Annotated in this window: 20 protein-coding genes, 2 pseudogenes and 1 riboswitch; of the genes and pseudogenes, 3 read left to right on the forward strand and 19 right to left on the reverse strand. The window is 50.1% G+C overall.

The window, feature by feature from the left end; translation table 11 throughout:
* The 5 genes and pseudogenes from CLFS41_RS27920 to CLFS41_RS27940 all read right to left on the reverse strand — a co-directional run.
* Nucleotides 1-1,598: pseudogene (locus CLFS41_RS27920) on the reverse strand (collagen-like protein); the annotation flags it as partial.
* Nucleotides 1,599-1,890: 292 nt separating this feature from the next.
* On the reverse strand, nt 1,891-2,640 hold the full coding sequence (locus CLFS41_RS27925) for a hypothetical protein (protein ID WP_045094227.1): 750 nt from the start codon (nt 2,638-2,640) through the stop codon (nt 1,891-1,893).
* A gap of 24 nt (nt 2,641-2,664) precedes the next feature.
* On the reverse strand, nt 2,665-3,246 hold the full coding sequence (locus CLFS41_RS27930) for a DUF4489 domain-containing protein (protein WP_007860268.1): 582 nt from the start codon (nt 3,244-3,246) through the stop codon (nt 2,665-2,667).
* A gap of 29 nt (nt 3,247-3,275) precedes the next feature.
* A complete protein-coding gene (locus CLFS41_RS27935; RefSeq protein WP_007860269.1) occupies nt 3,276-3,815 on the reverse strand; it encodes a DUF4489 domain-containing protein in 540 nt (179 codons plus the stop codon).
* A 223-nt stretch (nt 3,816-4,038) separates the two neighbouring features.
* A complete protein-coding gene (locus tag CLFS41_RS27940; protein WP_007860270.1) occupies nt 4,039-4,701 on the reverse strand; it encodes a cyclic nucleotide-binding domain-containing protein in 663 nt (220 codons plus the stop codon).
* A gap of 102 nt (nt 4,702-4,803) precedes the next feature.
* On the opposite strand from CLFS41_RS27940, the gene CLFS41_RS27945 reads away from it, so the two are divergent.
* Nucleotides 4,804-5,718, forward strand: coding sequence for a DMT family transporter (locus CLFS41_RS27945; RefSeq protein WP_045094228.1), 915 nt, complete (start codon nt 4,804-4,806; stop codon nt 5,716-5,718).
* A gap of 132 nt (nt 5,719-5,850) precedes the next feature.
* Nucleotides 5,851-5,948, forward strand: a riboswitch (glycine riboswitch).
* Between the two features lie 146 nt (nt 5,949-6,094).
* Complete coding sequence (locus CLFS41_RS27950; RefSeq protein ID WP_007860272.1) at nt 6,095-7,537, forward strand: alanine/glycine:cation symporter family protein; 1,443 nt, start codon at nt 6,095-6,097, stop codon at nt 7,535-7,537.
* Here CLFS41_RS27950 and CLFS41_RS27955 read toward each other — a convergent pair.
* The gene (locus tag CLFS41_RS27955; RefSeq protein WP_045094229.1) at nt 7,509-10,235 is read right to left on the reverse strand and encodes a M56 family metallopeptidase; all 2,727 of its coding nucleotides are present in this window, start codon (nt 10,233-10,235) and stop codon (nt 7,509-7,511) included. The two genes, CLFS41_RS27950 and CLFS41_RS27955, sit on opposite strands and share 29 nt — an antisense overlap.
* Complete coding sequence (locus tag CLFS41_RS27960; RefSeq protein ID WP_007860274.1) at nt 10,228-10,611, reverse strand: BlaI/MecI/CopY family transcriptional regulator; 384 nt, start codon at nt 10,609-10,611, stop codon at nt 10,228-10,230. Before CLFS41_RS27960 ends, CLFS41_RS27955 begins: the two co-directional genes overlap by 8 nt.
* 178 nt (nt 10,612-10,789) lie before the next feature.
* Here CLFS41_RS27960 and CLFS41_RS27965 point away from each other — a divergent pair, with 178 nt between their 5' ends.
* Nucleotides 10,790-12,673 carry a PEP/pyruvate-binding domain-containing protein gene (locus CLFS41_RS27965; protein WP_007860275.1) on the forward strand — a complete coding sequence of 628 codons (1,884 nt, stop codon included), beginning with the start codon at nt 10,790-10,792 and terminating at the stop codon, nt 12,671-12,673.
* Between the two features lie 188 nt (nt 12,674-12,861).
* Here CLFS41_RS27965 and CLFS41_RS27970 read toward each other — a convergent pair whose 3' ends face one another.
* The 12 genes and pseudogenes from CLFS41_RS27970 to CLFS41_RS28025 form a co-directional block, all read right to left on the reverse strand.
* The gene (locus CLFS41_RS27970; protein ID WP_045094230.1) at nt 12,862-14,073 is read right to left on the reverse strand and encodes a permease; all 1,212 of its coding nucleotides are present in this window, start codon (nt 14,071-14,073) and stop codon (nt 12,862-12,864) included.
* 43 nt (nt 14,074-14,116) lie between these two features.
* Nucleotides 14,117-15,613 (reverse strand): tripartite tricarboxylate transporter permease, encoded by a 1,497-nt coding sequence (locus CLFS41_RS27975; RefSeq protein ID WP_045094258.1) that lies wholly within the window; start codon nt 15,611-15,613, stop codon nt 14,117-14,119.
* A gap of 62 nt (nt 15,614-15,675) precedes the next feature.
* The gene (locus CLFS41_RS27980) at nt 15,676-16,170 is read right to left on the reverse strand and encodes a tripartite tricarboxylate transporter TctB family protein (RefSeq protein ID WP_045094231.1); all 495 of its coding nucleotides are present in this window, start codon (nt 16,168-16,170) and stop codon (nt 15,676-15,678) included.
* A gap of 14 nt (nt 16,171-16,184) precedes the next feature.
* Entirely contained in the window at nt 16,185-17,270 is a 1,086-nt protein-coding gene (locus tag CLFS41_RS27985) for a tripartite tricarboxylate transporter substrate binding protein (protein ID WP_045094232.1), read from the reverse strand.
* A 25-nt stretch (nt 17,271-17,295) separates the two neighbouring features.
* Complete coding sequence (locus CLFS41_RS27990; protein WP_045094233.1) at nt 17,296-18,267, reverse strand: LysR family transcriptional regulator; 972 nt, start codon at nt 18,265-18,267, stop codon at nt 17,296-17,298.
* A gap of 17 nt (nt 18,268-18,284) precedes the next feature.
* Nucleotides 18,285-18,884: a beta-propeller fold lactonase family protein gene (locus CLFS41_RS31080; protein WP_082082713.1), complete on the reverse strand. Its 600-nt coding sequence runs from the start codon at nt 18,882-18,884 to the stop codon at nt 18,285-18,287.
* Nucleotides 18,875-19,354, reverse strand: a pseudogene (locus CLFS41_RS31085) (beta-propeller fold lactonase family protein); the annotation flags it as partial. The gene CLFS41_RS31080 and the pseudogene CLFS41_RS31085, both read right to left, overlap by 10 nt.
* A 30-nt stretch (nt 19,355-19,384) precedes the next feature.
* Nucleotides 19,385-19,690, reverse strand: a complete 306-nt coding sequence (locus CLFS41_RS28005) for a DUF4387 domain-containing protein (protein ID WP_045094234.1) — start codon at nt 19,688-19,690, stop codon at nt 19,385-19,387.
* A 2-nt stretch (nt 19,691-19,692) separates the two neighbouring features.
* A complete protein-coding gene (locus CLFS41_RS28010) occupies nt 19,693-21,060 on the reverse strand; it encodes an acyclic terpene utilization AtuA family protein (protein ID WP_045094261.1) in 1,368 nt (455 codons plus the stop codon).
* A 56-nt stretch (nt 21,061-21,116) separates the two neighbouring features.
* Nucleotides 21,117-23,039, reverse strand: coding sequence for an aconitate hydratase (locus CLFS41_RS28015; RefSeq protein WP_045094235.1), 1,923 nt, complete (start codon nt 23,037-23,039; stop codon nt 21,117-21,119).
* 24 nt (nt 23,040-23,063) lie between these two features.
* Complete coding sequence (locus CLFS41_RS28020) at nt 23,064-24,443, reverse strand: MmgE/PrpD family protein (protein ID WP_045094236.1); 1,380 nt, start codon at nt 24,441-24,443, stop codon at nt 23,064-23,066.
* Between the two features lie 256 nt (nt 24,444-24,699).
* Complete coding sequence (locus tag CLFS41_RS28025) at nt 24,700-25,410, reverse strand: Crp/Fnr family transcriptional regulator (RefSeq protein WP_045094237.1); 711 nt, start codon at nt 25,408-25,410, stop codon at nt 24,700-24,702.
* Nucleotides 25,411-25,508 lie beyond the last annotated feature (98 nt).

A 25,508-nucleotide genomic window follows, 5' to 3' on the forward strand; every position in this document is an offset into this window, starting at 1 on the left:
GGTCCAGTAGGGCCGGTGACTCCGGTGGGGCCGGTCGCTCCTGCCACTCCAGTGACTCCGGTGGCTCCGGTAGGGCCGGTCGCTCCTGCTGCTCCAGTGACTCCGGTGGCCCCGATAGGGCCGGTGGCTCCAGTAGGTCCAGTAGGGCCGGTCGCTCCTGCCACTCCAGTGACTCCGGTAGGCCCAGCAGGGCCGGTGACTCCGGTGGGGCCGGTTGCTCCTGCCACTCCGGTGGCTCCGGTAGGACCGGTCGCTCCCGCTGCTCCGGTAAGGCCGGTGGGGCCGGTTGCTCCCGCTGCTCCGGTAGGCCCTATAGCGCCCGTTGCTCCGGTGGCTCCGTCCGCTCCATTTGCTCCCGTGGGACCTGTGGCGCCTGTAGAACCGGTGGCTCCATCAGCGCCCGTGGGGCCGGTGGGGCCTATGGCCCCGGTTGCTCCCGTGGGGCCTATAACTCCGGTTGCTCCCGTAGAACCGGTGGCTCCGTCCGCTCCTGTTGCTCCGGTTGCCCCCGTGGGACCTGTAGCCCCACTTACTCCCGTGGGGCCGGTGGGACCTATGCTTCCGGTTGATCCAGTGGAACCCGTAGCGCCAGTTGGACCGGTGGGGCCCGTAGCGCCTGATGCTCCCGTAGCTCCAATCGCTCCGGTGGGGCCGGTTACTCCATCCGCTCCCGTGGGACCGGTAGCGCCTATCGCTCCTGTGGCTCCCGTAACCCCTGTTGCTCCAGTTGATCCCGTTGGACCGGTTGCTCCATTCGCTCCCGTAGCCCCAGCTGCTCCCGTAGGGCCGGTTGCTCCATCCGCTCCCGTGGGACCGGTAGGGCCTATGATTCCCGGTACCCCGGTAGCTCCGGTGGCTCCCGTAGGTCCTGTTGGACCAGTAGCTCCATTTATGCCCGTGGCTCCGGTTGCCCCTGTAGGACCCGTTACTCCATCCGCTCCTGTAGGACCGGTGGGGCCTATTCCTCCATCTGCTCCCGTGGGACCAGTTGCTCCCGTGGCTCCCGTGGGGCCGGTTGCTCCATCCGCTCCTGTTGTTCCGGCAGCCCCTGTAGGACCCGTTACTCCATCCGCTCCTGTGGGACCGGTGGGGCCTATTCCTCCATCTGCTCCCGTGGGGCCAGTTGCTCCCGTGGCTCCGGTTGCCCCAGTCACTCCATTCGCTCCCGTGGGGCCAGTTGCTCCCGTGGGGCCTGTCATTCCAGTAGGTCCAATAGGACCGGCTGCTCCAGTGGTTCCCGTAGCTCCTGTGGGGCCGGTTGCTCCTGTTGGCCCGGTTATTCCAGTAGGCCCTGTGGGACCAGCAGGGCCGGTTGCTCCTGTTGCCCCGGTTAGCCCGGTTGGCCCAGTTGCCCCAGTCCGCCCGGTTGCTCCAGTCGCCCCGGTTGCTCCAGTCGCCCCTGTTGCCCCAGTCCGCCCGGTTGCTCCTGTTGCCCCGGTCGGCCCGGTTGCCCCGGTCGGCCCGGTTGCTCCACGGCCGCAGCAGCAGTTACAGCCGCCGCAGCCGCATGAGCTGCACATATCTGCCGCAGATTTGCTGCATCGGTTTCTGCTGAATGGAACATTACCTTCGTATCCTGGTCTGTTTAATTCATTCATATTGATTGCTCCTTATTCATAGATTTTCGCTTTTAGAAAGCCTATCCTGCATAGCTGACCTCTCTTTATGGCTCATAAGATCCAGCCTTACTATCCGCCGTATTTTGTCTGCATACCTGCAATCCGGGGGATATTTTCAAAATAAGTGGGGATGCTTGTCAGCTCTATATTACTATATGACGGACAGGCCGCTAAGGTGCAATGCCCCTTCTGCCTCCCACAGCAAAGAACCTCCGCCGCCATGGTAAATCCTGATGGCTGCAGAGGCTGTAAATGTATGATAACTAATATCCTAATAAATGGTGGCTCTTATTTCCTGAAGAAGGGAATCCAATCCCAGCTCATTACAGTCATTGATCAAGCCCAGTGTAATGAACTTCTCAAAAACAGACTTTAACCCAACCCTGTCATTTTTCTCCATCAGGCTGGCTGCTTCGTTTATAAGCAACAGCACTTCGCTGTTGGTATCTGTTTTCTTTGTATAGCTGCCGTACAGCCTTTTCAATTCCTGCACGATCTGGCCATTCAGTCCCCCAGATACATTCAATTCCAGGACGCTGGATGCTTTTTCAGGTTCTTCCTGTTTTGTCTGGTTAATGATCTCACCGCCGTTTTCAAAAACAATCTCACAGTGGGCCATACCTGCATCCCCTTCCATATGATGCTTTAACACCTCATAAAACTCCATGGCAAAGGATTCGCTTCCCGACTCAAATGAACAGACCATCCCACTGCAGAGTTCCAGATATACATGATCCTTTCCGCCTGTTTGCATATCCGTTTTTTTCCCGGATCTAAGATGAATGCCCATGTATATGCCCAGGACCGCCAGCATGACAGCCTTGTTCACGATCCCCGGTCCGGACAGCGCGATCATAAGAAGGATAAGTACCATACTGATTGGAAATGTTCTTCTAGGACTATCACCCACCCATATGCGGACAACTCCCGGAAGCCGTACCGCATGGCCTTCCCAGCTTATAACATTTTTCTCAATCGACATACGGGAAACGTTATATTCTTTTATTTTTTGTGCCTCCATAGGGAGTTCCTCCTATCAGATAGATTAATTATTTTCCATGATGGTAGCAATCAGGACCGGGTTTGCAATCAGCCCTGTTCCGCCGGATCTTATACCTGCCACCTCCACCTGCACACTGTAGCTGCAGCATGGACTTTTCATTGAATCACGGTCACATGCCGACAATGTGAATGAATCGGATCCTGTGTTGGCCACTGCTCTGGTATACAGTACGCCGGAGCTGACGGGAACAGGAAACGGCTGGCATTTCTCCTGCTTAAACATTTGAAACCTTAAATGAAAACCGGATACATTGGCTGTTATATTGCATGAAAAATTTAAAAGCACCAGAAAATCCTTACAGCCGGATGTATCCAGATTCAGGGAAGCCACATGATACGTGGCCTCCCCCGCCATGCCTTCGGGCAAAACCAGTCCCCCAAATGAGGAGCTCTTTAACAGTAACCTTTTGCTGTTCTCATGTCCATTGCCGGAACACACACTGCCATTGACATCACGTCCTGGGCGTGACTCAACACGGTTCTTCATGGGATAATTCGATTGGGGTCTGCACCTGCCTGTTCCAAAGCACCCAAACCCACAGCGTCTGAAATTACTGTTATACATAGCCGCTCCTCATTGTTCATGGAATCAATTTATTTACAGCCGCACCCGTTGTCAACTACAATTGCAGAGAGAGTTGCATTGTTGATGGAAGTAACACCAACAGTTGCCACGCCTGCAACAGTTGCAACCACGCTGTAGTTACAGCATTCTTCCTCACAGATATCACAGTCGCAAACAAAGAACGTAAAGGCATTGCTCTCAGTAACAGCTACCAGACGTGAGAACGTCCATACGGGACCTACCGGAATAGGAACCAGCTGGTTCTTGCACTGTTTGAAGATCTGCAGGTTAAGGGTCAGTACGCCTGCAGTGGTTACGATATTGCTTGCAAACTCAAATTTGATGCATGGTTTGCGGAATCCTCTTGTATCCACGTTCACAGAAGCCACTGTAAAGTTGGTTCCTGCTATGGTAGCCAGAGGAAGGGTAACAGCACCAGGACAGCCGCACTTTAACAGGGTCCTGTTAGGAGGAAGATATTGGGGCCTGTCGCACTCGCAGCAGCATTTGCACTCATAACAGGACTCTCTATTTTCACTCTCACAATTATTATAATTTGTATCGCTCATAATGAACCTCCACTAAATTAGCATTACTATATTTTCTAATACCGATTTGGTATAGTATAATATATTAAATTCGGACAAAAGTGTGACTGGCTTGACTTTTTTCTTTTTCTTTCCCCCATCCGCCTTAAGGCATGTTCAAAAAATTGATCGGCCGCCTGTTTTTCTCCAACAAAAAAGACAGGATCCTGCTTTTTCCTGCCTTTATCCTGTCTTTTCGTTTCATTTATAAAAATTCCGTTGCCTTTTCAGCCAATGACTCCCTGTCCAGGATCCTGTATCCGTTTTCCCGCTTTTCCAGCACCCCGTCTTCACAAAGACGGTTCAAAAGACGGAACATATGTCGGTAACTCATCCCCACGGAACAGGCTGTATCGGTAAGGATATCGCTGAAGATCCCATTGTGGGAAGTTTGAAGGATGTACGCACAGAGACGCTCTTCCCCCGAATACAGGGAAGCGGACACAAAGTTTTGTGAACTGCGTATCAACTTCAGTGCAAGTTCACTCCCAAGCCTGTTTAGGAACCGGACATTGGATTTAAGGTAAAGGGCATTGCGCTGAAAAGGTATGGCAATGCATTCAAAATCCGTCACAGCCACAATGCTGGTGGTGGCAATATAGGTATCTGTCATCAGTTCCAGATCTCCCATCAGACCTTCGCAAATATAATAACAAAGCACAAGGTTTTTGCCGTTCCTGGCAGTGGAGCAGACCTTTGCGCTGCCCGATACCACCACAAACAGGTATGTGATGGGCATTCCCTCCTGCAAAATAGTTTCCCCTGCGTGAAACTTAAGGCATACGCAGGAATCCAGCGGAATGGCCTGTAATCCATATTCGGCCAGTTTCACACAATGTTGGTCCGATAAAGGCTTTCTTTGCATCATTTTCCCCTTTCATTATACATGATACAGGTTTTGACTAGTATGACATATGTCCTATGCAGCTGTCAATATCTCACAGTACAATATAGGCAGGGAGGTGGGAAAATGTATCACGCATTGTCTTTTTTAACCGGGGTGGTCATTGCCGTAATGGTATTTATCAACGGAGGTCTATCAGAATACTACGGGATTTTTGTGGCTGCTGTTATCATCCATATAGTGGGGGTGGTATTTGCATTTGTGCTGTGCGCCGCACAGGGAAAACGGATTCCGCCCAGGCAGCATCAGCCCCTGTGGATCTATCTGGGCGGCGCAATCGGCGTCCTGACCACTGTTTTTAATAATTTTGCCTTCGGAAAGATCAGCATGACCAGCATTGTTGCACTGGGACTGTTAGGCCAGACCGCAGCGTCCCTGGCCACTGACTGCCTGGGTCTGTTTGGCATGGAGCAGCATCCCTTTAAGAGGGAATCCTTTATCGGCCTTGGCTTTTCTCTATTTGGCATCTTTATCATGATGGACCGTACCGTGGGTTCCGCTGCCTGCGCCGCTCTTTTTTCCCTGGCGGCAGGTGTTTCAGTGGTACTTTCACGTACCGTAAATGCATGCCTGGCCCGGCATACAGGCGATCTTCAGGGTTCCCTTGTAAACCACCTGGTGGGCCTTCCCATTACGATCGTGGTCGCCGCCCTGGTCATCATGCGGGATCCTGCAGCATTTGCCGATCTCTCCTGTCCGTCTGTTTTTTCAACTCAGGCATGGATATACTGCGGAGGGATCCTGGGTGTTTCCACGGTGTTGCTCTGCAATATCACGGTTCCCAGGGTATCTGCCTTCCGTCTTACGCTTCTGACCTTTGTAGGACAGCTTTTTACAGGAATCCTTCTGGATCTGTGTTCAAAAAACACCTACCCCGGCACCTCCTTTGTGGGGGGCATTGTGGTTGCGGTCGGCATGGTGTTCAATCTGGTTTACGAACATGTGTCCGCGGTCAGAAAACCAAACGGAAAATCCTATTGACAACCGGCCTATCATATGATACTTTTGATACCGTCAACAAAAAACAACAGATGATGTTCGTAGGAAAAAGCAATGGCTTGCCGAAGGAGTAACACTCTCAGGCTTCCGCACCGGCGGAAAAAGACTATGGACGGATGTAACTCTGGAGAAACCCGCTTCAGTGCGGGGGCCGAAGGTGCAAAGTGCGCAGAGCGCACCAATCTCTCAGGCAAAAGGACAGAGAAAGATTTGAATGATACAGTACGCATTCAGGACCTCCATGGGTCCCTATTCCCTGATTCCGTTACGTGAGATTGATTCCAGAAGACTGGAGGCAGTCTCATTTTTTTGCTGTTTTTAATGTTGAACAATCAATGCAGAAAAGAGGAATTAAAACATGTGGCAGACAATCAATCAGGTACTTGAACAAATCGATGATCTGGTATGGGGCGTTCCCCTTATGGTCCTCATATTGGCCGGGGGCATCCTGCTTACAGCAAGGCTGGGCCTTCTTCAGATCCGCAGGCTCCCACTGGCGCTTCAATGGATGGTTAAAAATGAAGAAAACGGCGAAGGGGAGGTGACCTCCTTCGGAGCCCTCTGTACCGCCCTCTCAGCCACCATTGGAACAGGCAATATTGTGGGCGTGGCCACTGCCATTGCCGCCGGCGGGCCGGGCGCCCTGTTCTGGATGGAGTTGGCGGCATTTCTTGGAATGGCCACCAAATACGCGGAAGGGCTGCTAGCGGTCAAGTACCGGGTGGTGGATGACAGCAGCCATGTGCTGGGCGGGCCGTTTTATTATATTGAACGTGGAATGGGCGCAAACTGGAAGTGGCTGGCCAGGATCTTTGCATTTTTTGGCGTCTGTGTGGGTCTGTTTGGAATCGGGACATTTTCCCAGGTCAATGGAATCTCCTCAGCAGTGAATCATTTTTTTGATCCCAATCAGTCCTGGACCGTGACCATTCCAGGGATCGGAACCTATTCCTGGACCGTGGTCATCGCGTCCCTGATCCTCAGCGTGTGCGTGGCGTTGGTCCTCATTGGGGGAATCAAGCGCATTGCCAATGTATCCCAGGTGATCGTTCCTTTTATGGCCGTGGTCTATATCCTTCTCTCAGTTGCCCTTTTGCTGTGCAACCTGTCCGCTATCCCTCAGGCAGCTGTGACCATTGTAACAGGCGCATTTAACCCATCTGCCGTCACGGGCGGTATTGTGGGCACCATGATCATTTCCATGCAAAAAGGGATTGCCAGAGGCATTTTCTCCAATGAAGCCGGACTTGGCTCTGCTCCCATTGCCGCTGCAGCTGCCCAGACAAAGGAGCCGGTGCGCCAGGGCCTGGTTTCCATGACAGGCACTTTTATTGATACCATTGTGATCTGCACCATGACAGGCCTATCCATCGTGCTCACCGGTGCATGGCAGGTGGAGGGTCTGACCGGAGTGGCCATCACAAACTATGCATTTAACAGCGGCCTTCCTCTTCCGGCCATTGTCTCCTCATTCCTGTTAATGCTCTGCCTGGTGTTCTTTGCCTTTACCACCATCCTCGGCTGGGATTATTATTCCGAGCGGTGCCTGGAATACCTCACCGGCGGCAACATGAAGGTGGTCAAGGCATACCGCTGGCTGTATATCTTTGCTGTTTTCATCGGGCCATACATGACAGTAAAGGCCGTGTGGACCATTGCTGATATATTCAACGGCCTTATGGCCCTGCCCAATATGATCGCGCTGTTTGCACTGAGCGGTGTGGTAACGGATGAGACCAAACGTTTCTTTCAAAAGGACCGTGTATCCTGCCTCACTTCTTTGTCCAGGCATTCTCTGTAAAGTGAACGGTCCGCGCGATCTTAAGCAGATCCGATTCATGATACAGATCCCCGTTCAGTGAGATGGCATACATCTCATCACTGTCCGATTCTGCAAAAAATATATACCACATGCGGGAAGTCCTGTCCTCCTCTGGTATGGGGCCGTGCTCAGCCTCTGCATCTGTGAGGGATGCAGATGTGTACATATCATGGCTTACAAGTATGAGCAGGGCAGGGACCTCGCAGTCAATGACGGATACCGGTTCGCTGATAAACATGGAATGGTTCCACGGATACCCGATCTCCATCAGTTCCCCCTGTTCAAATCTCCGGTAAAGCCAGTCTCCCGTAAACCGCTGTACCGCTCCGGCTGATCTCCATTCCTGAGGGACTGCAGAGGTATCCACATATCTGTTCAAATCCTCCAGCCGTCTTTGGGCGGCCTGATCTGAGGTAAGGAACAGATTTCCTCCGCTGCTGTTTCCCAGGGCTTCCATATAATCTCCATCTGAAAGTTCACCGGGCAGGCGGTAGGTCAGGTAATCAGACATCTTCCTGTGAGTGGCAAAAAAAACCTCTATCTCCCCTCTGTCCGCCAGCTTTATTCCATACTTTTTAACAGCTTCCGGAGTCTGGTACAGATTCAGCCATTCCCCTGTGGTCAGACGCTGCAGGCTGATGTAATCCAGATCGCCTGACCTGTTCTCATAGGATACCTGGATCTCATACGGTTCATCCAAATGGACAAACGGATAATGTTCCACCCGGTTAAGGGAATTTTCATCCTCGTCTCCATCCACCCTGTCCGGTTCCGGAAAGTTCTTCGTCCGTTCTGCAAGTGACGCGGCATCCGTCACACCGGCCAGCCTAAGGACGTCATCCATTGAAATCCGATCCGTCCCATCTTCCGTTCCCTTTAACGTCCCATCCAACGCCCCCTCTGGCGTTCGCTCCGCCCGTTCCGCCTTTTCTTTTGGACTGCTCTCCCCATCCTCTCTTTTATCCAAGGCTGATTCCGGAATCTCCGTAAGCTCCTCCGGTATCCAGATTCCTTCCCCTCCAAAGGGCTGTATCATGGTGACAGCCGCCCTGCTCTTGTCCGGAAATGTATAAACCACCACCTTACTTTTGCTCTCCGCCGCCGTCCCCATGTCCTCCGCCGCCGTCCCCGTGTCCTCCGCCGCCGTGTCCAAGTTCTCCACTACCGTACCCTTTCCGCCGTGGAGATTCAGCAGATACTCCATTGCCAGGTCGGGATATCTCAGATCCCCCAACACCGGGTCCGAGGCGGCATGTTCATTCAGGATTTCTGCCATTCCGTCTTTCCGGTAATCCATAGGGGTTCCTGCGATTCCCCGTCCATACGCCTCATAAAACTCCCGGGCAGATAGAATACTGTCATATTCCTTCAATGTCTCCTGCTCCACATACCAGATCCCATCTTCCTGTTTCCAGGTAAGGTGCTCTTTCCAAACCCACCGGTGGGGATCTGACGTCATGGCATAATAGGTAATTTCCGACCGGCTGCCTTCTGTCTCTGTTTCGTACAACTGATCCATGGGCCATGGACTGGACCAGCCAAAACCGATCGCCGGATCCCCCGGCTGTGACTGGACCTGGTCCATTTTATAAAACCCGTCAGGATCTTGCGGATCAAACATGTCCTTAAGGGTGTTCCCCTCCCTGCCGCAAAAAGCATTGGCCCACGCCTCGGTGCGTGCAGTGATGTCAGACTGGGATTGTTTTCCCGTATAGGTGCAGACCACCAGAACCGTCAGGATCAGGACCAGGATGCAGGCCATCACCCTGGTGGTCACCGGGTGTTTTGCCAGTATGGCGATCCGTTCTTTCACAGCCCTTTTCCCATTCCACATGTCCGGGGAAACATTCAGGACCCCTGCCCTATGCCGCCTCTTTTCCATCAGGCTGATCAGGGTCCTGCCATAGGCGATTCTCTCTCCCTCCCCCAGCCGGCGTACCGCAGCCGCATCGCAGGCCAGTTCACTGTCCCTCTTGGATAAAAAAGCCGCTGCCCAGACCAGCGGATCGATCCAGTAATAGCACAGCAGGATACACCGCAGCATACTCCATATATGGTCATGGTGGCTGGCATGGCAGTCTTCATGGATCAAAATATGGCGCAGCCTCCCCTCATCCTCTGCCATGTCCCAAGGGATATAGATGGCCCGGTCACAGAGAAACGCCATAAAGCATGGGGTACTGAGACCTTGAACGCAGTAAACGGGAAGCTTTGTGATCCCATATGTATCCCCCAGATACCGCTCCCTCCGCATATAGAGGCTCCATGAAAAATGCAGGTTGGTCCACATCATGCGGGCAAACAGCAGGATTCCTCCCAATATCCACAGCGTGAGAATGATCAGATTCCAGTCATGGCCCGCGGCCCTCCCAGCCACGGCTGCCGGGACAGCATAGGGAATCACCTGCCCTGTGCCCAGATTATCTAAAAGAGGTTCCGCTACCGGCCGGACAGCTGCCATCTCACGCAGGTTATCCGCCGCATTCATCACACTGAATGGACTTTCAATGGTCCTAAACCAGGAATACAAAGGAGAAAACCAAGGGATCATAAGGCGCAGTGCCACTGTAGCCCAAATTCCATACTGTATTCCGGGACTGATCCTCCCTTTCAGGAAAAGGCGCAGCAGGCAGATTCCCGCAATAAGAGCCGAGGAGGTAATAAGTGTCTCAATCATGCCTCTCCTCCTCTGCCTTTTCCAGGATTTCCTTCAGCTCCTCTATATCCTGATCGGACAGTTCCCTGGAATCTACCATGGCATTAACCATCAGGCTGAAGCTGCCCTGAAATACCCGGTTCAGAAATCCCCGCGTCTCCTCCAGGACAGTCCCTTCCCTGTCCACCGCCGGGTAGAACAGCTTGGCCCGCTCTCCTTCCCGGTGGCGGATGGCGCCCTTGGCCTCCAAACGTTTCAGCATGGTAATGATCACATTACGTTTCCATCCGGTCAGTTCCTCCAGCTCCTTTGTCAGCTGGGTAATGGTCTTGGGCGGGTTCTGCCACAGCAGGTTCATCAGTTTCCATTCCCCGTCCGATAGATTGATCTTATCCATATGCAGATCTCCTTTATCCGTACCTTTTATTGCTTTACTTACAATTTAGTATACATTTGTATACTAAATTGTAGATCCATACAGGATATATGTCAATAGAAATGATCAATTTTCTTCCATCCGGCCTTTTTTCTGTTATAATAGTAAGACAAACACTACCTTATCAGGAGGATGGCAAATGGCAGACTATCCACAGATCTTAATAAAAGAAAATTTAACAAGAGAAGAACGCAAATGCATCTGCAACCAGATCATGACAACGGAAAGCCACATGGAGCAGCTGATCCTGAAACATTTTACAGATGATGATTTCAGACATGTGTGGGACCGGAAAATAGGCGGAGGCGTCATTGGCGGCAAAGCCTGCGGACTTCTTGTGGCCAGAAAGCTGATCGAACTTATGATGGCGGATTACGCGGCCTACGTGGAACCTCACGATTCTTTTTTTATCGGTACGGATGTATTTTACAGGTATCTGGTCCTGAACCGCTGCTCTGAGTTAAAAGCGCGGCACAGACTGGAAAAAGATGATTTTAAGGAAACGGACGAGCTGACAAACAGGCTGCAAAACGGCCGCCTTCCGGATGATATACTTAAAGAGCTGGGAGAAATGCTGGACCACTATGGGTCCACCCCCATCATTGTGCGCTCCAGCAGCATCATGGAGGATGGATACGGAAATGCCTTTTCAGGAAAATATGAATCCGTTTTCTGCATGAACCAGGGTACAAAGGAAGATCGGCTGGAGGAACTGGAATGCGCGGTGCGCAGGGTATATGCCAGCGTAATGAACGAGCAGGCCATTGAATACCGCAGGAAACGCCATTTACTGGATGTGGATGAACAGATGGCCCTGCTGATCCAGCCCGTGGCCGGACAGGCGTACGGTGATTTCTATCTGCCGGTGGCTGCAGGCATGGGTTGTTCCTACAATCCCTATAAATGGATGGAACAGCTGAACCCGGAGGCCGGTATGCTCCGCATGGTCATGGGGCTTGGGACCAGGGCGGTGGAACGGACTCCGGGGGATTACCCACGGCTTATATGCCTGGACCGCGCCCAGGCCAATCTGCGCACCACCATGGCTGAGAGGCATAAGTTCTCGCAGCGCCAGGTGGATGTGCTGGACTTTACCGCCGGACAGCTCTGTACCAAACCCTTGGAGCAGATCATAGAACTGCTTCCAAAATGGCAGGGAAAAATGGTCCTAAGCCATGATACGGAGGCGGAGGACATGCTGGCCCAGCGGCATATTTACCGAAAGGTATATTTTGCGGACTGTCAGGGACTGGTGGACAACTTAGACTTTATACATATGATGCGCGATCTGATGAAAATGCTGGAAACAGCTTATGAACGGCCGGTGGATGTGGAATTTGCCATTACCAGCCCGGAGGAAGGGATATGGCGCCTGAATCTGCTGCAGTGCCGCCCCCTGCAGGCTGCCCTTTCGGAACAGGTCCATATACCTGAGGGTGTGGACCATCAGCTTTTATTTGATGTGCGCAGGACCTCCATGCGGCGCTCCAAGGAAGAAACCATGGATTATATCGTGTGGGTGGATCCCCAGAAATACTATGAATACCCATATGCAAAAAAGCCGGACGTGGCCCGGCTCATCAGCCGGATCAACCAGCATTTTGAGGATACGGACAAGAAGCTGATGCTTCTTGTTCCGGGACGGATCGGAACCTCCTCCCCTGAACTTGGAGTTCCGGTGGTCTATTCAGAGATCAGCCAGTTCAATGCCATCTGCGAGGTGGCTTATGACAAAGCCGGCTATCATCCCGACCTGTCCTACGGAAGCCACATGTTCCAGGACATGGTGGAGGCAGACGTTTATTACGGCGCTATCAACGACAACAGTAAGACCCGCCTTTACCAGCCCGGCCTGCTGGCCAGATGTCCTGAGATTCTGAAGGAGCTGTGGCCCCAGGAGGAGGAACTGGCAGACATTGTAAAGCTGTATGATGTCAGCGGATCCCGCGCCACCCTGACCCTGGATTCCAAGGAAGGGCGCGCAGTTTGCCGGATCAGGGGCGCCGCAGGCTGCAATGACTAAGTCTCTTCCAGCCCGCGGACGGATTTCCGCTCCACCAGTTCACCTTTCATGGTTTCCCGCAGAGGAGGGCGGCCCTTTTCAATCTGTTCAACCAGACACTCCAGGTTCTTAATACTATAAAACAGAACTTGGAAGAAAATCAAGAACCAGAATCAGGTTCCCTTAGTTTCCGGTATTGTGCGGGCTTTTTAGAGGAGAATCACAATCAGCTGTGATATAAGCACTACTGCTATCAATGCAACGGGATAAGTGGCTGCATAGGCTGACGCAATGTCATCGGACCCCACTACATGGATCAATGTGCCAAGGGCCGGTGTGGACGTCATTCCTCCGGTAATGGAGCCAAGGCTGTTCAACAGACTCATTTTCAATAAATATTTCGCCACAATGTACCCTGCAAGCATTGGTACAACAGTCATTACAATACCATACAGGAAATAGACTGCCTTAAAATATTTTACAAAACTCATTCCCCCTGCAAATCCTGCGCCTATAAGAAAACACATCAAGCCAAGCTCACGGAAGGTTTCCAAAACCTTTTTTGACGGAGTCACATTAACAGGACCAAAGTGGCCAAAATGACCAAACAAAAGGGAAACCAGCAGCGTTCCGCCGGTTGTTGTCAGTGAAAAGAAATGGAAAATTTTCATGGTACCCACCAATATCCCTGCCACAGCTGCGGCCGCAAAGGGCATAAAGCCGTATGGGTCCATATGGATCAGCTCTCTCTGGCTTGTTTTCACTGTTCCCATATCCACCGATGTGATCTTTTTTCTTTCTTCCTCCATGTCCACGTGTTCAATCTTCGGCATGATCTGCACAAACAGCACCACTCCGATCACACCAAACAAATATGCTATGCCATAGCCAACAGTCACTGCATCCTGATAGGGGGCTGCAACAGTTTCTTTAATGGCTGAAAAAGCAGGTGTAGAGGTCAGTGCACCTGAAAACAAACCGGCTATGATGGCTGTCAGTTCCCTGGAATCAAACAGCGGGTGATGGGACTCCAGTAAACGCCCCACACAGATGCACCCGACCGCGCTCAGCCCCCCTGCAATAATGATCACCAGGCCCAACAAAACATAGGATTTATAGTTTGTTTTCAGATTCTTAAAAAAATTGGGACCTGCAATAAAACCAACCGCGGATACAAAAAAGATCAGACCCAGATTTTCAACGATCTTCAACGTCTGCGATGCATAGCTCACATCCACTATAACAAATTGTGCGGCCAGATCATCACCAAACAATGCACCAAAAATCAGTGCGATGATAAATACACCTGCCGTACCAAGACTGATGCCCCTGATCGTAATCCGACCAAGCATATACCCAAGGGCCGATATCACAAATACCGACAGCATCAGGTAAGAAACCCCATTCAGAACAAAGGACATGACCTCCTCCTCCATTTTCCTTAACTAAATTAATATAATCGTTTTATGATGCCCGTCCTGATTCACGGCGTTTGCGCATTATAATGGGAACCAGGATCCCTGCAGCAGTTAAAATCAAAAGACCAATGCAGATCGGACGGGTAAAGAATACAGAATAATCTCCCTGAAAGCGTATGGTGGTTCGGATCAGATTCGTATCTGCAATGGGGCCAAGGATAATACCAAGCACTGTGGCAATGGTTGGGTATCCGTTTTTCTTCATCAGATAACCGATGATGCCAAAGATCAAGACCAGCACACAGTCAAACATACTCTTCCTGATGGCAAACGCCCCCATCATACACAGCACGCTGATCACCGGAACAAGGATCTTGGTGGATACGTTCAGCACGCCGGACAGGGAGTAGGAAAACATCACACCTGCAATCCACATCACCACCTGGCTCAGAAACAATGCAATGATAATGGCATAAACAAGGGGCATCTGGTTCATAAACAGCTGGGGTCCTGGCTGAAGTCCCTGTATCATCAGGGCACTCATCATAATTGCCGTAGTGGAACTTCCTGGAATCCCCAATGCAAACATGGTGATCAGCGCCCCTCCGGTGGACGCGTTGTTGGAACTCTCGCTGGCGATCACTCCCTCCGGATTTCCCTTTCCAAAGCTGTCCGGATCTTTTGATGCCTGTTTAGCCTGATTATAACTGATAAAGCTGGCGATCGTACCTCCCGCCGCCGGAACAGCCCCGATAAAGGTACCGATCAGGCTGGAACGGAACAGGTTGCCAGGAGACTTTAGAGGCTTTAGGGTTCCTTTTACAATCTCCTTTACACTGCGCTTTACATTCGTCCCCTCGACCACAAAATCCTTATTCAGCATATTAAACATTTCTGACAGGGCAAAGAATCCGATGATGGTGGGGACAGTAGGAAGTCCGTCCAAGAGCCATGGACTGCCAAAGTGACCTCTAATGGAACCGGCAGGAAAAATCCCCACAGTTGAAACGATCACTCCAAAAAGTCCGGCCAGAAGCGCCTTGGAAAGTCCGCCTTCGCTGATCCCCCCGATAATGGTCAGCCCGAATACTGCCAAAAGGAACATTTCCGCAGAACCAAACTTCACGGCAAATGCCGCGATCGGATACATCAATACCAGCATAAACCCGTAGCTGATCACACCGCCGATACAGGAAGCGCCAATGCTCAGTCCTAAAGCTTCACCCGCCCTTCCCTGTAATGTCATGGGATACCCGTCAAAAGATGTGGCCGCAGAGTTAGCAGTACCCGGTGTATTGATTAAAATTGCAGTAATAGACCCCCCATAGACCGCCGCCACATAGATGGAGCACAAAAATACCATTGCAACCAAAGGCTCCATGCTGAAGGTCAGGGGAAGTACCACTACTACTGCCATACTTGCACTAAAACCCGGGATCGCGCCGCACAGTATACCAAAAAATATGCCTGCGATCATCAGAAGGATGATCTGCAGATTAAGAAGTTGGCATGCTCCGGCAAAAAATGAAGTCCATTCAATCATAAGTAATCCAATTATCCTTTCTGCTTTCAGCAGGTACGGACAGAACTGTCTGTCCGCATCTGTCAAAAGCCAAATATGCTGACGGGAAGGGTGATTGACAGCCACACATCAAACATAAGATAAATCAGCATCGTAAGGCAGACAGGAACTAAAACCATTAATTTTTTACTCCTCACCCCCAGATAAAACATCATACCAGCAATAAAGACCAGTGTTGTGATGATAAATCCCAGCCACTCCATGATCACCAGATAAACTCCTATGCTAACAATAAATACAAACAGCCTGATTGTTTCATGGCTTAATCCTCCCGGTGCATTTCCTTTCACCGGCTCATCCTTTATATCCCCTTCCCTCTGAATGGTCAGATCCCCTTTCACGGAAAGGATGGTAAAGATGATCATTGCATAAAAGCACCATCTTACAAGCAGCATCGCATTATCTGAATACAGGCTTCTGCTTTGCAGCATATAAGCGATCACGATTCCCCACATGATCAGCGGTACCAGCAGGCAGGTGGAAGATTTTAACCCAATACGGTATTTTCCGATTTTCAACTCCCACACCTCCTTTATTCAAAATAGTGCGCCATACCAGAAAGCAGTTCAAAGGACTGATGGACCATCTCCGTTGCCTCTGCGCTGTCATGCCACTCCATAATTTCCAACTGGCCTGTCTTTTCACATTCAGCCTGATACTCGGTGTTGTTAAATACGGTTTCCAGTGCCTGCGCCAGCTTTTCAAACCGCTCCGGATACTGTTCTTTAAAAGCAGCAGGCACAGCAATGGTCCTGTAGCTTGCCATTTGAACCGCAATATCTGCAAATCCGGAATCATCAGGAACCGCCTCTGCAATGGTTGGCGCATCAGGCCACAGCTGGGAACGCTGGTCGGATCCGATCGCCAGGCACTTACCAATATCATTCATGCTGTAGTTTGCCTGCACAAAACCAAAGTAAGCATCAATATGGTCACCAATCAGGGCAGCCCTTCCTTCGCCTCCGCCTTCATATGGAACAATGGTAAAATCCAGATCCATACTTTGCTGCATATAAAGCATCACCACCTGAGGGCCGCTCATCTGTGTGCACCCGATAGCAACTTTTCCAGGATTTTGCTTAATATAATCGATGAGTTCACCCATGGTATTCCATTGGCTTTCCTGCTTGACGATCATGGCAACCGGATCCACCTGGATCATACCCAGGAATGCAAAATCATCCACTGTATAAGGAGCCTTCTGGACCGCAATGGAGAAACTCATATGGGGTTCGGAAACCTCAGACAGAGTATACCCATCTGCTTTAGCTGTCTGGACCAGGTAGGTCAGGCCTACCTGGGAACCGGCGCCAGGCATATCTTCAATCACAAAATTGGTGTCTAACTCTTTTCCCATAAATGGCCCCAGGGTACGGCACAAAGTATCGATGGAACCTCCGGCTGAGAATGGAACAACCAGGGTAATAGGATTCTTGGGGTAATCCTCCTCAGTTCCTGCTCCAGCCTTACCCGCTGCACTGCTGGAAGGCGCACTGGCTTTCGGCTGTGAGCCGGATTGGGAACCGCTCTGAACCTCAGGTTTTGAATTTGCACTGCATCCACACATGAGCATAACCATTATTAATAACAGGGTACTGATTCTTAGACTCTTTTTCATATTCTATCCATCCTTTCCTGCACGTTCACGTGCTCTTATTCCATGTTTGACGACCACTTGCGTTATTTGTCTCCTCCTTATAGGAAGAGTGGATAATTTCCTCAATTACGTTTACAGCACTATTGGCAGTATCGGACATTGCTCTGTTCTTAAGGTATGCAATTACAAACTCTATACAGGGATAAGGATTCTGCACGGAAAGGAATTCCAGCGCATCATCATCCACAAATCTGCGGATGCCGCTTTTCACAAGTGTTGCAATACCCAGCCCGGCTTTCACATGTGCCAGCGCGGATAAGTGGTTATTGGTTTCACAAATAATATTAGGAGTTGCATCCTGCATGCTGAAAAGATATTCCATCATACGGCGCTGCCAGTTTCCGGCCTGAAACGTGACCACCGGTTCTCCGGTCAGGAATTTCATATCAATGCTGCGAAGATCCGAACCCGGCACTTCCTGCGCATATTGTCTCACCGGGTTTTTCCGGTTGACTGCAATCACCATCTGATCCTCATACAGGCTGACGTACTCCAGTTCACTATTTTCAAATGCCTTGTTGATTAGGATAAAATCCAGTTCCTGGCTGAGTACACTGTTGATTAGATCATTGGTTTTACTAACCACCACCTCCACACATATACCTGGATAACGTTCCTGCATCCTTGACATAAACAAAGGCATCAGATCCATACTCCGCGTCATTGTCAACCCCACACGGCAGTAGATCTTCCTCCTGACCGCCAGCCGCTCCAGATCCTCCATCATATCATTATTAAGTTCCATGATCTTCCGGGCATAATCCACATATACCTGCCCCTCTTCGGTCAAAATTAATTTTCTGTTCGCTCTGTTAAAAAAGGTAAATCCCAAACGCCTCTCGATATTTTTAATGTACAGGCTCAGGGACGGCTGGGAAATATACAGGGCATTAGCTGCCTTTGTAAAACTTCCATGTTCAACAATTGCTAATATATAACTGAACTCACGAATATCCATCCGCGTTCCTCCAAACGTCAGGGCCCGAAGATAATGCAGACCGGGCTGCCGGTTTCAATTACATTGTTTGTATAGGTTAACAGGCCGTTTTCCTCAATTCTGTATTGGATGATCGTATGGCTTTTTTCATTGGCTGCATACAAATAACGGGATAATGGATCAAGGCATATGAATCTTGGTTGGTGCCCCATAGAGGGAACCCATCCGATATTTAATAACCTTCCGGTCTCCTGTTCCACCCGGAACATTGCAATGCTGTCATGTCCCCTGTTGGAAACGTACAGATAGCGTCCATCCCTGGTACAGCAAAGGGTACCTGCCAGTAGGGAACCGGTATCTACACAATTATCCGGAAGTGTCTGGGACACCTGGAATGGAGTCATATGGCCGGTGGACTGTTCCAGATAAAGTGATATAACCCGGCTCTGCAGTTCGTTGAGCAGATAGACAAAACGATTTCCCGGGTGGACGGTGACCTGACGGCAATGGTCAAAATTCCTGCCGCTGATGCTCTGGATCTTATGGAATCCATCTTCGGGGGTAAACCGAAAAACGGCCAGTCCCTCCTTAGCAGGAATTGTTGTTTTTTTATGCCCTTTAAGGATACGATCAGATATTTCTCATCCATATCATAGTAGATCTGATGAGGACAGGTCATCTTTTGCACATCTTCATTACCAGGAAACATATACTGTGCATCAACACCTCCAAGGCCCCCGTCTTCTCTACGTTGGACCGCCACTATGTTGCCGGATCCCAGACAAGCGATCAGCATGTCCTGATTTGTATGGTCCGGAAGAAGAAAAACAGGATTGCTCCCTTTCAGTTCAACGGAATTAATTGCCTGAGGCATACCGGTCCCTGGTTCCAGGTAAAAAGCACTGGCTTTGGTGGTATCCCCATGTACTGCGTACAGATACTGCCCTTCTTTGTCAAATGCAAGATAAGATGGGTTTTCCAAGGTCTTAACCGTTCCCATATGCTGCCATCCGCCGGTAATGTCATTGACCTGATAAACTTCGATCCCATTTCCACAGGCATCTCTCTCCCGGGTTGTACGACAGCCTATATATGCATATCGTTTCATAATTTCACCTGCCAATATGATATTTTTTCATTACACAGGAAGATTTCCCAACTCCACATACTGCTGCCCGGCATGCATATCCCTTTCATACTTGGAACCCTGGGGCCGGGCCCTGGGATATGATATTTTAATGGTATGAATAGACGGCAGAAAGAACACTCGGACGCTATCCGGATTCACCTTATAAGCCCGGGCGATCACCTCCGGATTCAAACTTGGGGATTTAGAAAGTACCTTGTACCGTTCCTCATCCCCACAGAACACGTCAATAGTGATCCAGAAGGGGCCTGCATTTTTAGAGCGTATATAGTGTGCCACTTCGCTAAATATTTCCAATTTTATTCCTCCTTCCCATCTATGGTCACATATTCCATGCGTATCAGTTCAAAGGGATCATCCAGTTCGATCACATGGTTCAACTGAAATTCATAAATCCTTCCCTTCTCCACCTCAGCGGGAGAAAAGGGAAATGCAAAAGAAGGCTTTGGAGTATTCTTTGCCACTTCAAAATGAAGCAAAATGGGGTTAAACACCTTTGCTATCTTTGTGGCTGTCTCCTGGTCATCTGCGGTAACGGTCAGCAGAACCCCCAGTTCATTAGGGATGTAACCCTCAGGCACATCTCCTCCATAGACTGCCTGATAGCCGTAAGGACGAAGGCTGTAAGAATAGGAATCAGGGTCATACCCTAATGATCCCAGCTTTTGGTCCGCATGAGCGGAAAGCTTGTCAAGCCAGCTCATCGGATCCTTAAGCACAATCCTGTTTCGGATCCCCACAAGTGTTATGGTCTGATAACCTGCCGGTCCGGCTCCCTCCAGCTTCATGGTATAGGAGGTCTGCCAGATCCTGGTGTTTTCCACTCGTACACGGCCTTCGGGAAGTTGTATATAATCCGCCTCAGAGACATCCACGATCACACCTGGTTCCACCAGATAAAAGGGGTCTGCATTCTCATATAAAAGATGGGCGGAAATCGTAAAGGGAGTGCAAATGCTGTCCCTGGCAGGGGACTCCACCTCAAATCCGCTTTCGTCAACCGTAAGTACAATACCGCCGCTCTGCGGGCTGGTGGTACATGTGCCGCTGCACTCACATACTTTTGCACCATGCCAGGCCGCGGCAGGGCTGCATCCTTTCAGCAAAGGCATACAGGCCAGGACAGCCGTATCCGTAGTACGCCCGGCCAGGACTATATCTGCGCCGTTCTTCAGGGCCTCTATAAATGGTTCTGCCCCCAACACCCCCACTATGTGGCTGCATTTGTTAACCTTTTCCTGGTCAAGTTCCATCACAGGTTCAAGCGGCTTAATCTTCCCACTGCCCAGCTTTTCATTGACAGTCTCCCTGCTCAGTTCAGAATAGATCTTTGCAACCTTGACCGTAATACCCTCCTCCCGGCAGATTTCCCGGCAGACGTCTTCCATAAAATCCACGCCGTCATCCACACCACAGGTGCCGCAGCTGCCAATGGTAATAGGTATATGAAGTTTATGAGCAGCCACGATCATTCTTTTGGTATCATTTTTAATCGCTTCCCTGGCATATTTACATTTTCCGGCTCCCAAGTAATAAGGTCCTGAATCTGTGGACCCCGCATCAGTGGAGATAATATCCGGCTTCATGGCAATGGCTCTTTGAAATGATTCCTCACTGATTCCCATGCCCAATCCGCCATATGGAACGAACACTTTACATTTATTCATATTGATTTCCTCTCTGTCGCTCATAAAAGACAAGAATGCCCTATCCCAGCCTGCTCTTATTCCAATCCTGCTTGTCTTAACAGGCCTCCGGCCTTTATGGTCTCGATCTGACGTCCGCTTAGGGTATGATGTAATTTGTAGGTATGACCGCTCCTCTGGTTTTTGGCCTGGATTTCATTCCTCTCCAAATTATCCGCCACATGTTCCATCTCGATCACATCTCCCTGGCATATATCCTCGTAGTCTTGTTCATCCGTAAATTCCAATGGCAGGATCCCAAAATTCACCAGATTCTGGCTGTGGATACGGGCAAATGACTTGGCCATAACCACCTTTACCCCCAGATACTTTGGCCCCAGAGCAGCATGTTCGCGGCTGGAACCCTGTCCATAATTCTGGGACGCCACAATAACAGACGGGCCAAAGACGTCACACCGGTCTGCGAATCCGGGGTCTATCCCATGGAACACAAACCGTGAAATAGCCGGGATATTGGAACGCATTTGTACAATGTCCGGATTGGCAGGTATGATATGGTCTGTGGTGATATTATCACCCACTTTGATCACAGTCCTGACGCTGATCCGTTCAGGCAGGGGTAAAAACTGGGGCAGACCCTTAATGTTGGGCCCCTTTATAACAACAAGTCCATCCCCAGAATCTGCCGGAGGAATGACCATGCGGTCATCACAATAGAAATACTCCGGTATTTGTACATCTCTCAACCGGTCCGCTGCTTCCTGGGCATCCGTCAAGCAGCCGGTCAGGGCAGACATTGCTGCTGTCTCCGGGCTTACGAGATAAATCTTTGCATCCTTCGTACCGCAGCGTCCCTCGAAATTACGGTTATTCGTTCTAAGAGAGACTCCCCCTGTACTGGGAGAATATCCGTTTCCTGCGCAGGGACCGCACACACATTCAAGCACCCTCACACCGGAGGCGATCAGGTCGGCCAGATATCCATTAGTCGCAAGCATATGCATTACCTGCTTTGAACCGCAGGAGACAGCTGCCTCAATATCAGGATGTACGGTGCGTCCTTTTAATATTTTCGCCACATTCACCAAATCCGTGTAGGAACCATTGGTACAGGAACCTATAAATACCTGGTCTATCTTCATCCCCTTTAATTCCCTGACAGGAACTACCCTGTCAGGCATATGTGGCTGTGCCACCAGGGCCTCCACCTCCTCCAGACTGATGTCCATAACCTGGTCATATTGACAGCCGGTTCCTGTAGTAAGTTCTCTGTAACAGTTTTCCCTGCCCTGGGCTTTTAGAAACTCATAAGTCCGGTTATCAGAGGGAAAGATGGAGGTGGCGGCTCCTGTCTCTGCCCCCATATTACAGATAGTCGCGCGCTGGGGGACGGTAAGTGAGTCAACCCCCTCACCACTGAATTCCAATACATTTCCCACACCCCCTTTAACTGACAGGCGGCGCAGGATCTCAAGAATAATATCCTTTGCACTGACCCAAGGTTTTAACCGCCCGTGAAGCCTGACATTTACCACCTGGGGCATTTTTACATAAAATGGTTTTCCGGCCATTGCCATTGCCACGTCCAGCCCGCCTGCACCAATTGCCAGCATTCCGATGCCGCCGCCCGTAGGTGTATGGCTGTCCGACCCCAGAAGGGTCTTGCCGGGAATCCCAAAGCGTTCCAGATGTACCTGATGGCAGATACCATTTCCCGGCTTTGACAAATAGATTCCATATTTAGCTGCCAGGGTCTGAAGGAACACATGATCATCTGCATTGCGGTAACCGATCTGGACACAGTTGTGGTCAATGTAACTGACAGAAAGTTCTGTCTTAACCCGGGGGATTCCAATGGACTCAAACTCCAGATATGCCATTGTGCCTGTAGCATCCTGTGTCAGAGTCTGATCGATCTTCAGGGCAATCTCCTGCCCCGCTTTCATATCGCCTGAAACGAGATGTTCCCGTATCAGTCTTCTGGTCAGGTTTTCAGTCATGTATCTCAACGCCTCCCAATCAAATCAGCCATTTACAAGCAGTTTCATAAAATCTCCCACACAGCCACACTGGTCAATATTCCAGATGGCATCAGCCACTCTCCTAGCGTTCTCTTTACTCATAAAAAGCATGGCATTTCCCATGAATTTATCCTCCAGCACCTGATCTGTCATAGGATTCTTCCGGGAACCCAGAGGATATTCCACCAGGGTTCTATGTACGGTCCCATCCTTCATGTATATCACAGAGATACCGCCGCAGTCATATTTATCCAATGTTGCATCCGCTGAAATAGTAATCCGCCCAATCAAATCCTTGATCACAGGATCGTTGTATTTTTCGGGCGTAAACTGGGCAATTCCCAGGGAACGGTCCACAATTGACACTGCTGTCATAAAGCATGCGCTATGGTCCGCACTCTCTTTGTTTGTGGGATATTTTTTCGCGGGATCCCCGGTATGCTCCGCAACACGGGCCGTGGAAAATACCTCCACATGATCCACATCCTCCGGCTTAATGTCATATTTACGCACATTCTCCAAGGTGGCGCTTAAATGGCCCTGTGAGGAACGATTGGCAACCATGGGCTTATAGTCATTGTCCAGGATCTTAAACTCGTCCTCTTTTAATAATTCCTCAAAGTCAAAATCATTGGATACCACCACACTGTTAAATCCATGGTTGCCTTCCAGTACACGCACCGGACCGGTAAATCCCTCTTTTGCAAGCATTGCTGCAAGGATACCATTATGTCCTGAATAGGGGAAACGCATATTCTTTGCCATGGTATAAGTCTCACCTGAGGCATCCAGGATTCCCAGTATCATGTCCCTGCAACCGGAAATTCCAAAGGCATTCTCCATCTGTTCCCTGCTCAGCTTCATCAAACGGCCTGCTACCAGGGGAGTGATGAAGGCGCCGCGGCTGTCAAAGTTCCAGCCCCTGTTTTCCAGCGGAAGACGCCGGATAGCCCGTATAAACCGCCCGGACAATTCATATCCCAGGACAATACTGGTAAGAAGTTCTTTTCCGTCAATCTGTTCCCCCTCTCCCACTGCCAGGCAAGTGGGGATGATCTCGCTTGGATGGCTGCCGCTCAGCATCTTTCCCATGGGAAAATGATAGCTGTCGTTAAAGTCCCAGTAACGCAGCATAACGCCGTTTGCCAGGGCGGCATAATGGGGAAGGGTTTTCTTTCCGCTTCCAATAATGGTAGATCCGCCGCCTGTTTCAAAGGCATCGATCACCTTGCGCACAATAACGCCTGTTTCGCTGTCATATGCGGCAATGGCACAGCCAATGGAGTCTAGCAATGCACGCTTTGCTTCATGCACCACCTTTTTTGGCAAATCTGTGTACTTCAGGTTTAGTGAATAGTTTGATAATTCCGTTGCAATACCCATGTTTGACCTTCCTTTTCATAGTTTATAAATGACAGACTATTGTAACTATCTTACAGAAGAATTATAATATTTTCCCTTCAAAATGTAAAATACTTAAAACAAATCCTATGTATTGATTAAACCTATAATACAATGGAGGGGGTTGTATAAGCAATATAGGCATAGCAAAAGCCCGAACGAGCCATTTCCAGTTATACATCATTCCGGAAATGGCCTGTCCGAGCCATATTCAGCTTATTGCTGCCAGTTATCACAATCACTGGCAGATCCGCTCCTGGTGCCGCTTCAGCTGCTCCAGGCTCCTGATACAATAAAATCCATTGATCTGTTCGATCAGCGCCATCTCTTTCAGCTCCTTGATGGCCCTCACCGCCGTAACGCGGTTTATTCCCAGCAGGTTGGAGAGCAGCTGCTGGCTTATCTTTTCCTTGATCAGGATCTTCCCGTCATAGGGCACGCCGTAGTGCTCCGCAAAAATAAGAAGGAGATCGCAGATTTTCCACCCGGCATTGTGAAAATTCGTATGCCGTACCTGCTCCATTGCGGACAGGAACTTGGTGGAAAGGGATTCCATGATATCCATGGCCAGCTGCGGATCGCCGGCAATCCCCTCCAGCAGCATCTCCTTGGTGATACAGACTAATTCTGACGGTTGGACCGTCTTAAAATTCACAGGGGATTCCTGGTCAAAGAGAAGGTTTCCTTCCAGAACAATGGAATTGCTTTCATTGAAATTATAGATCCTTTCCTCCCCCGTCACAGTGGTTTCAAAGGCAGCCACCCTGCCCTTTTTTACAATGTAGCAATAGTTGGTCCTGGTTCCCGCCTGGACTAGCATATGGTTCTTGGGAAATGATTTCTTTTGTCCCAGCTTTTCCAGCCTGGATATTCCCCTTGGAAGATACAACAGACGCGAGACAAAGTTTGCATGCGGCATCTGCACAGCAGCACTCGGTACTTGATTCACCCAACCCACCCTCTCTTTTTGTGAATTTTCACTACAACAGCCCCAAAATTTCCCGTTTCGTTTTAACAATATTATAACACTGTCATGTTTTTAACAAC

The sequence above is a fragment of the Clostridium sp. FS41 genome, from assembly GCF_000954015.1.
GTDB lineage: Bacteria > Bacillota > Clostridia > Lachnospirales > Lachnospiraceae > Enterocloster > Enterocloster citroniae.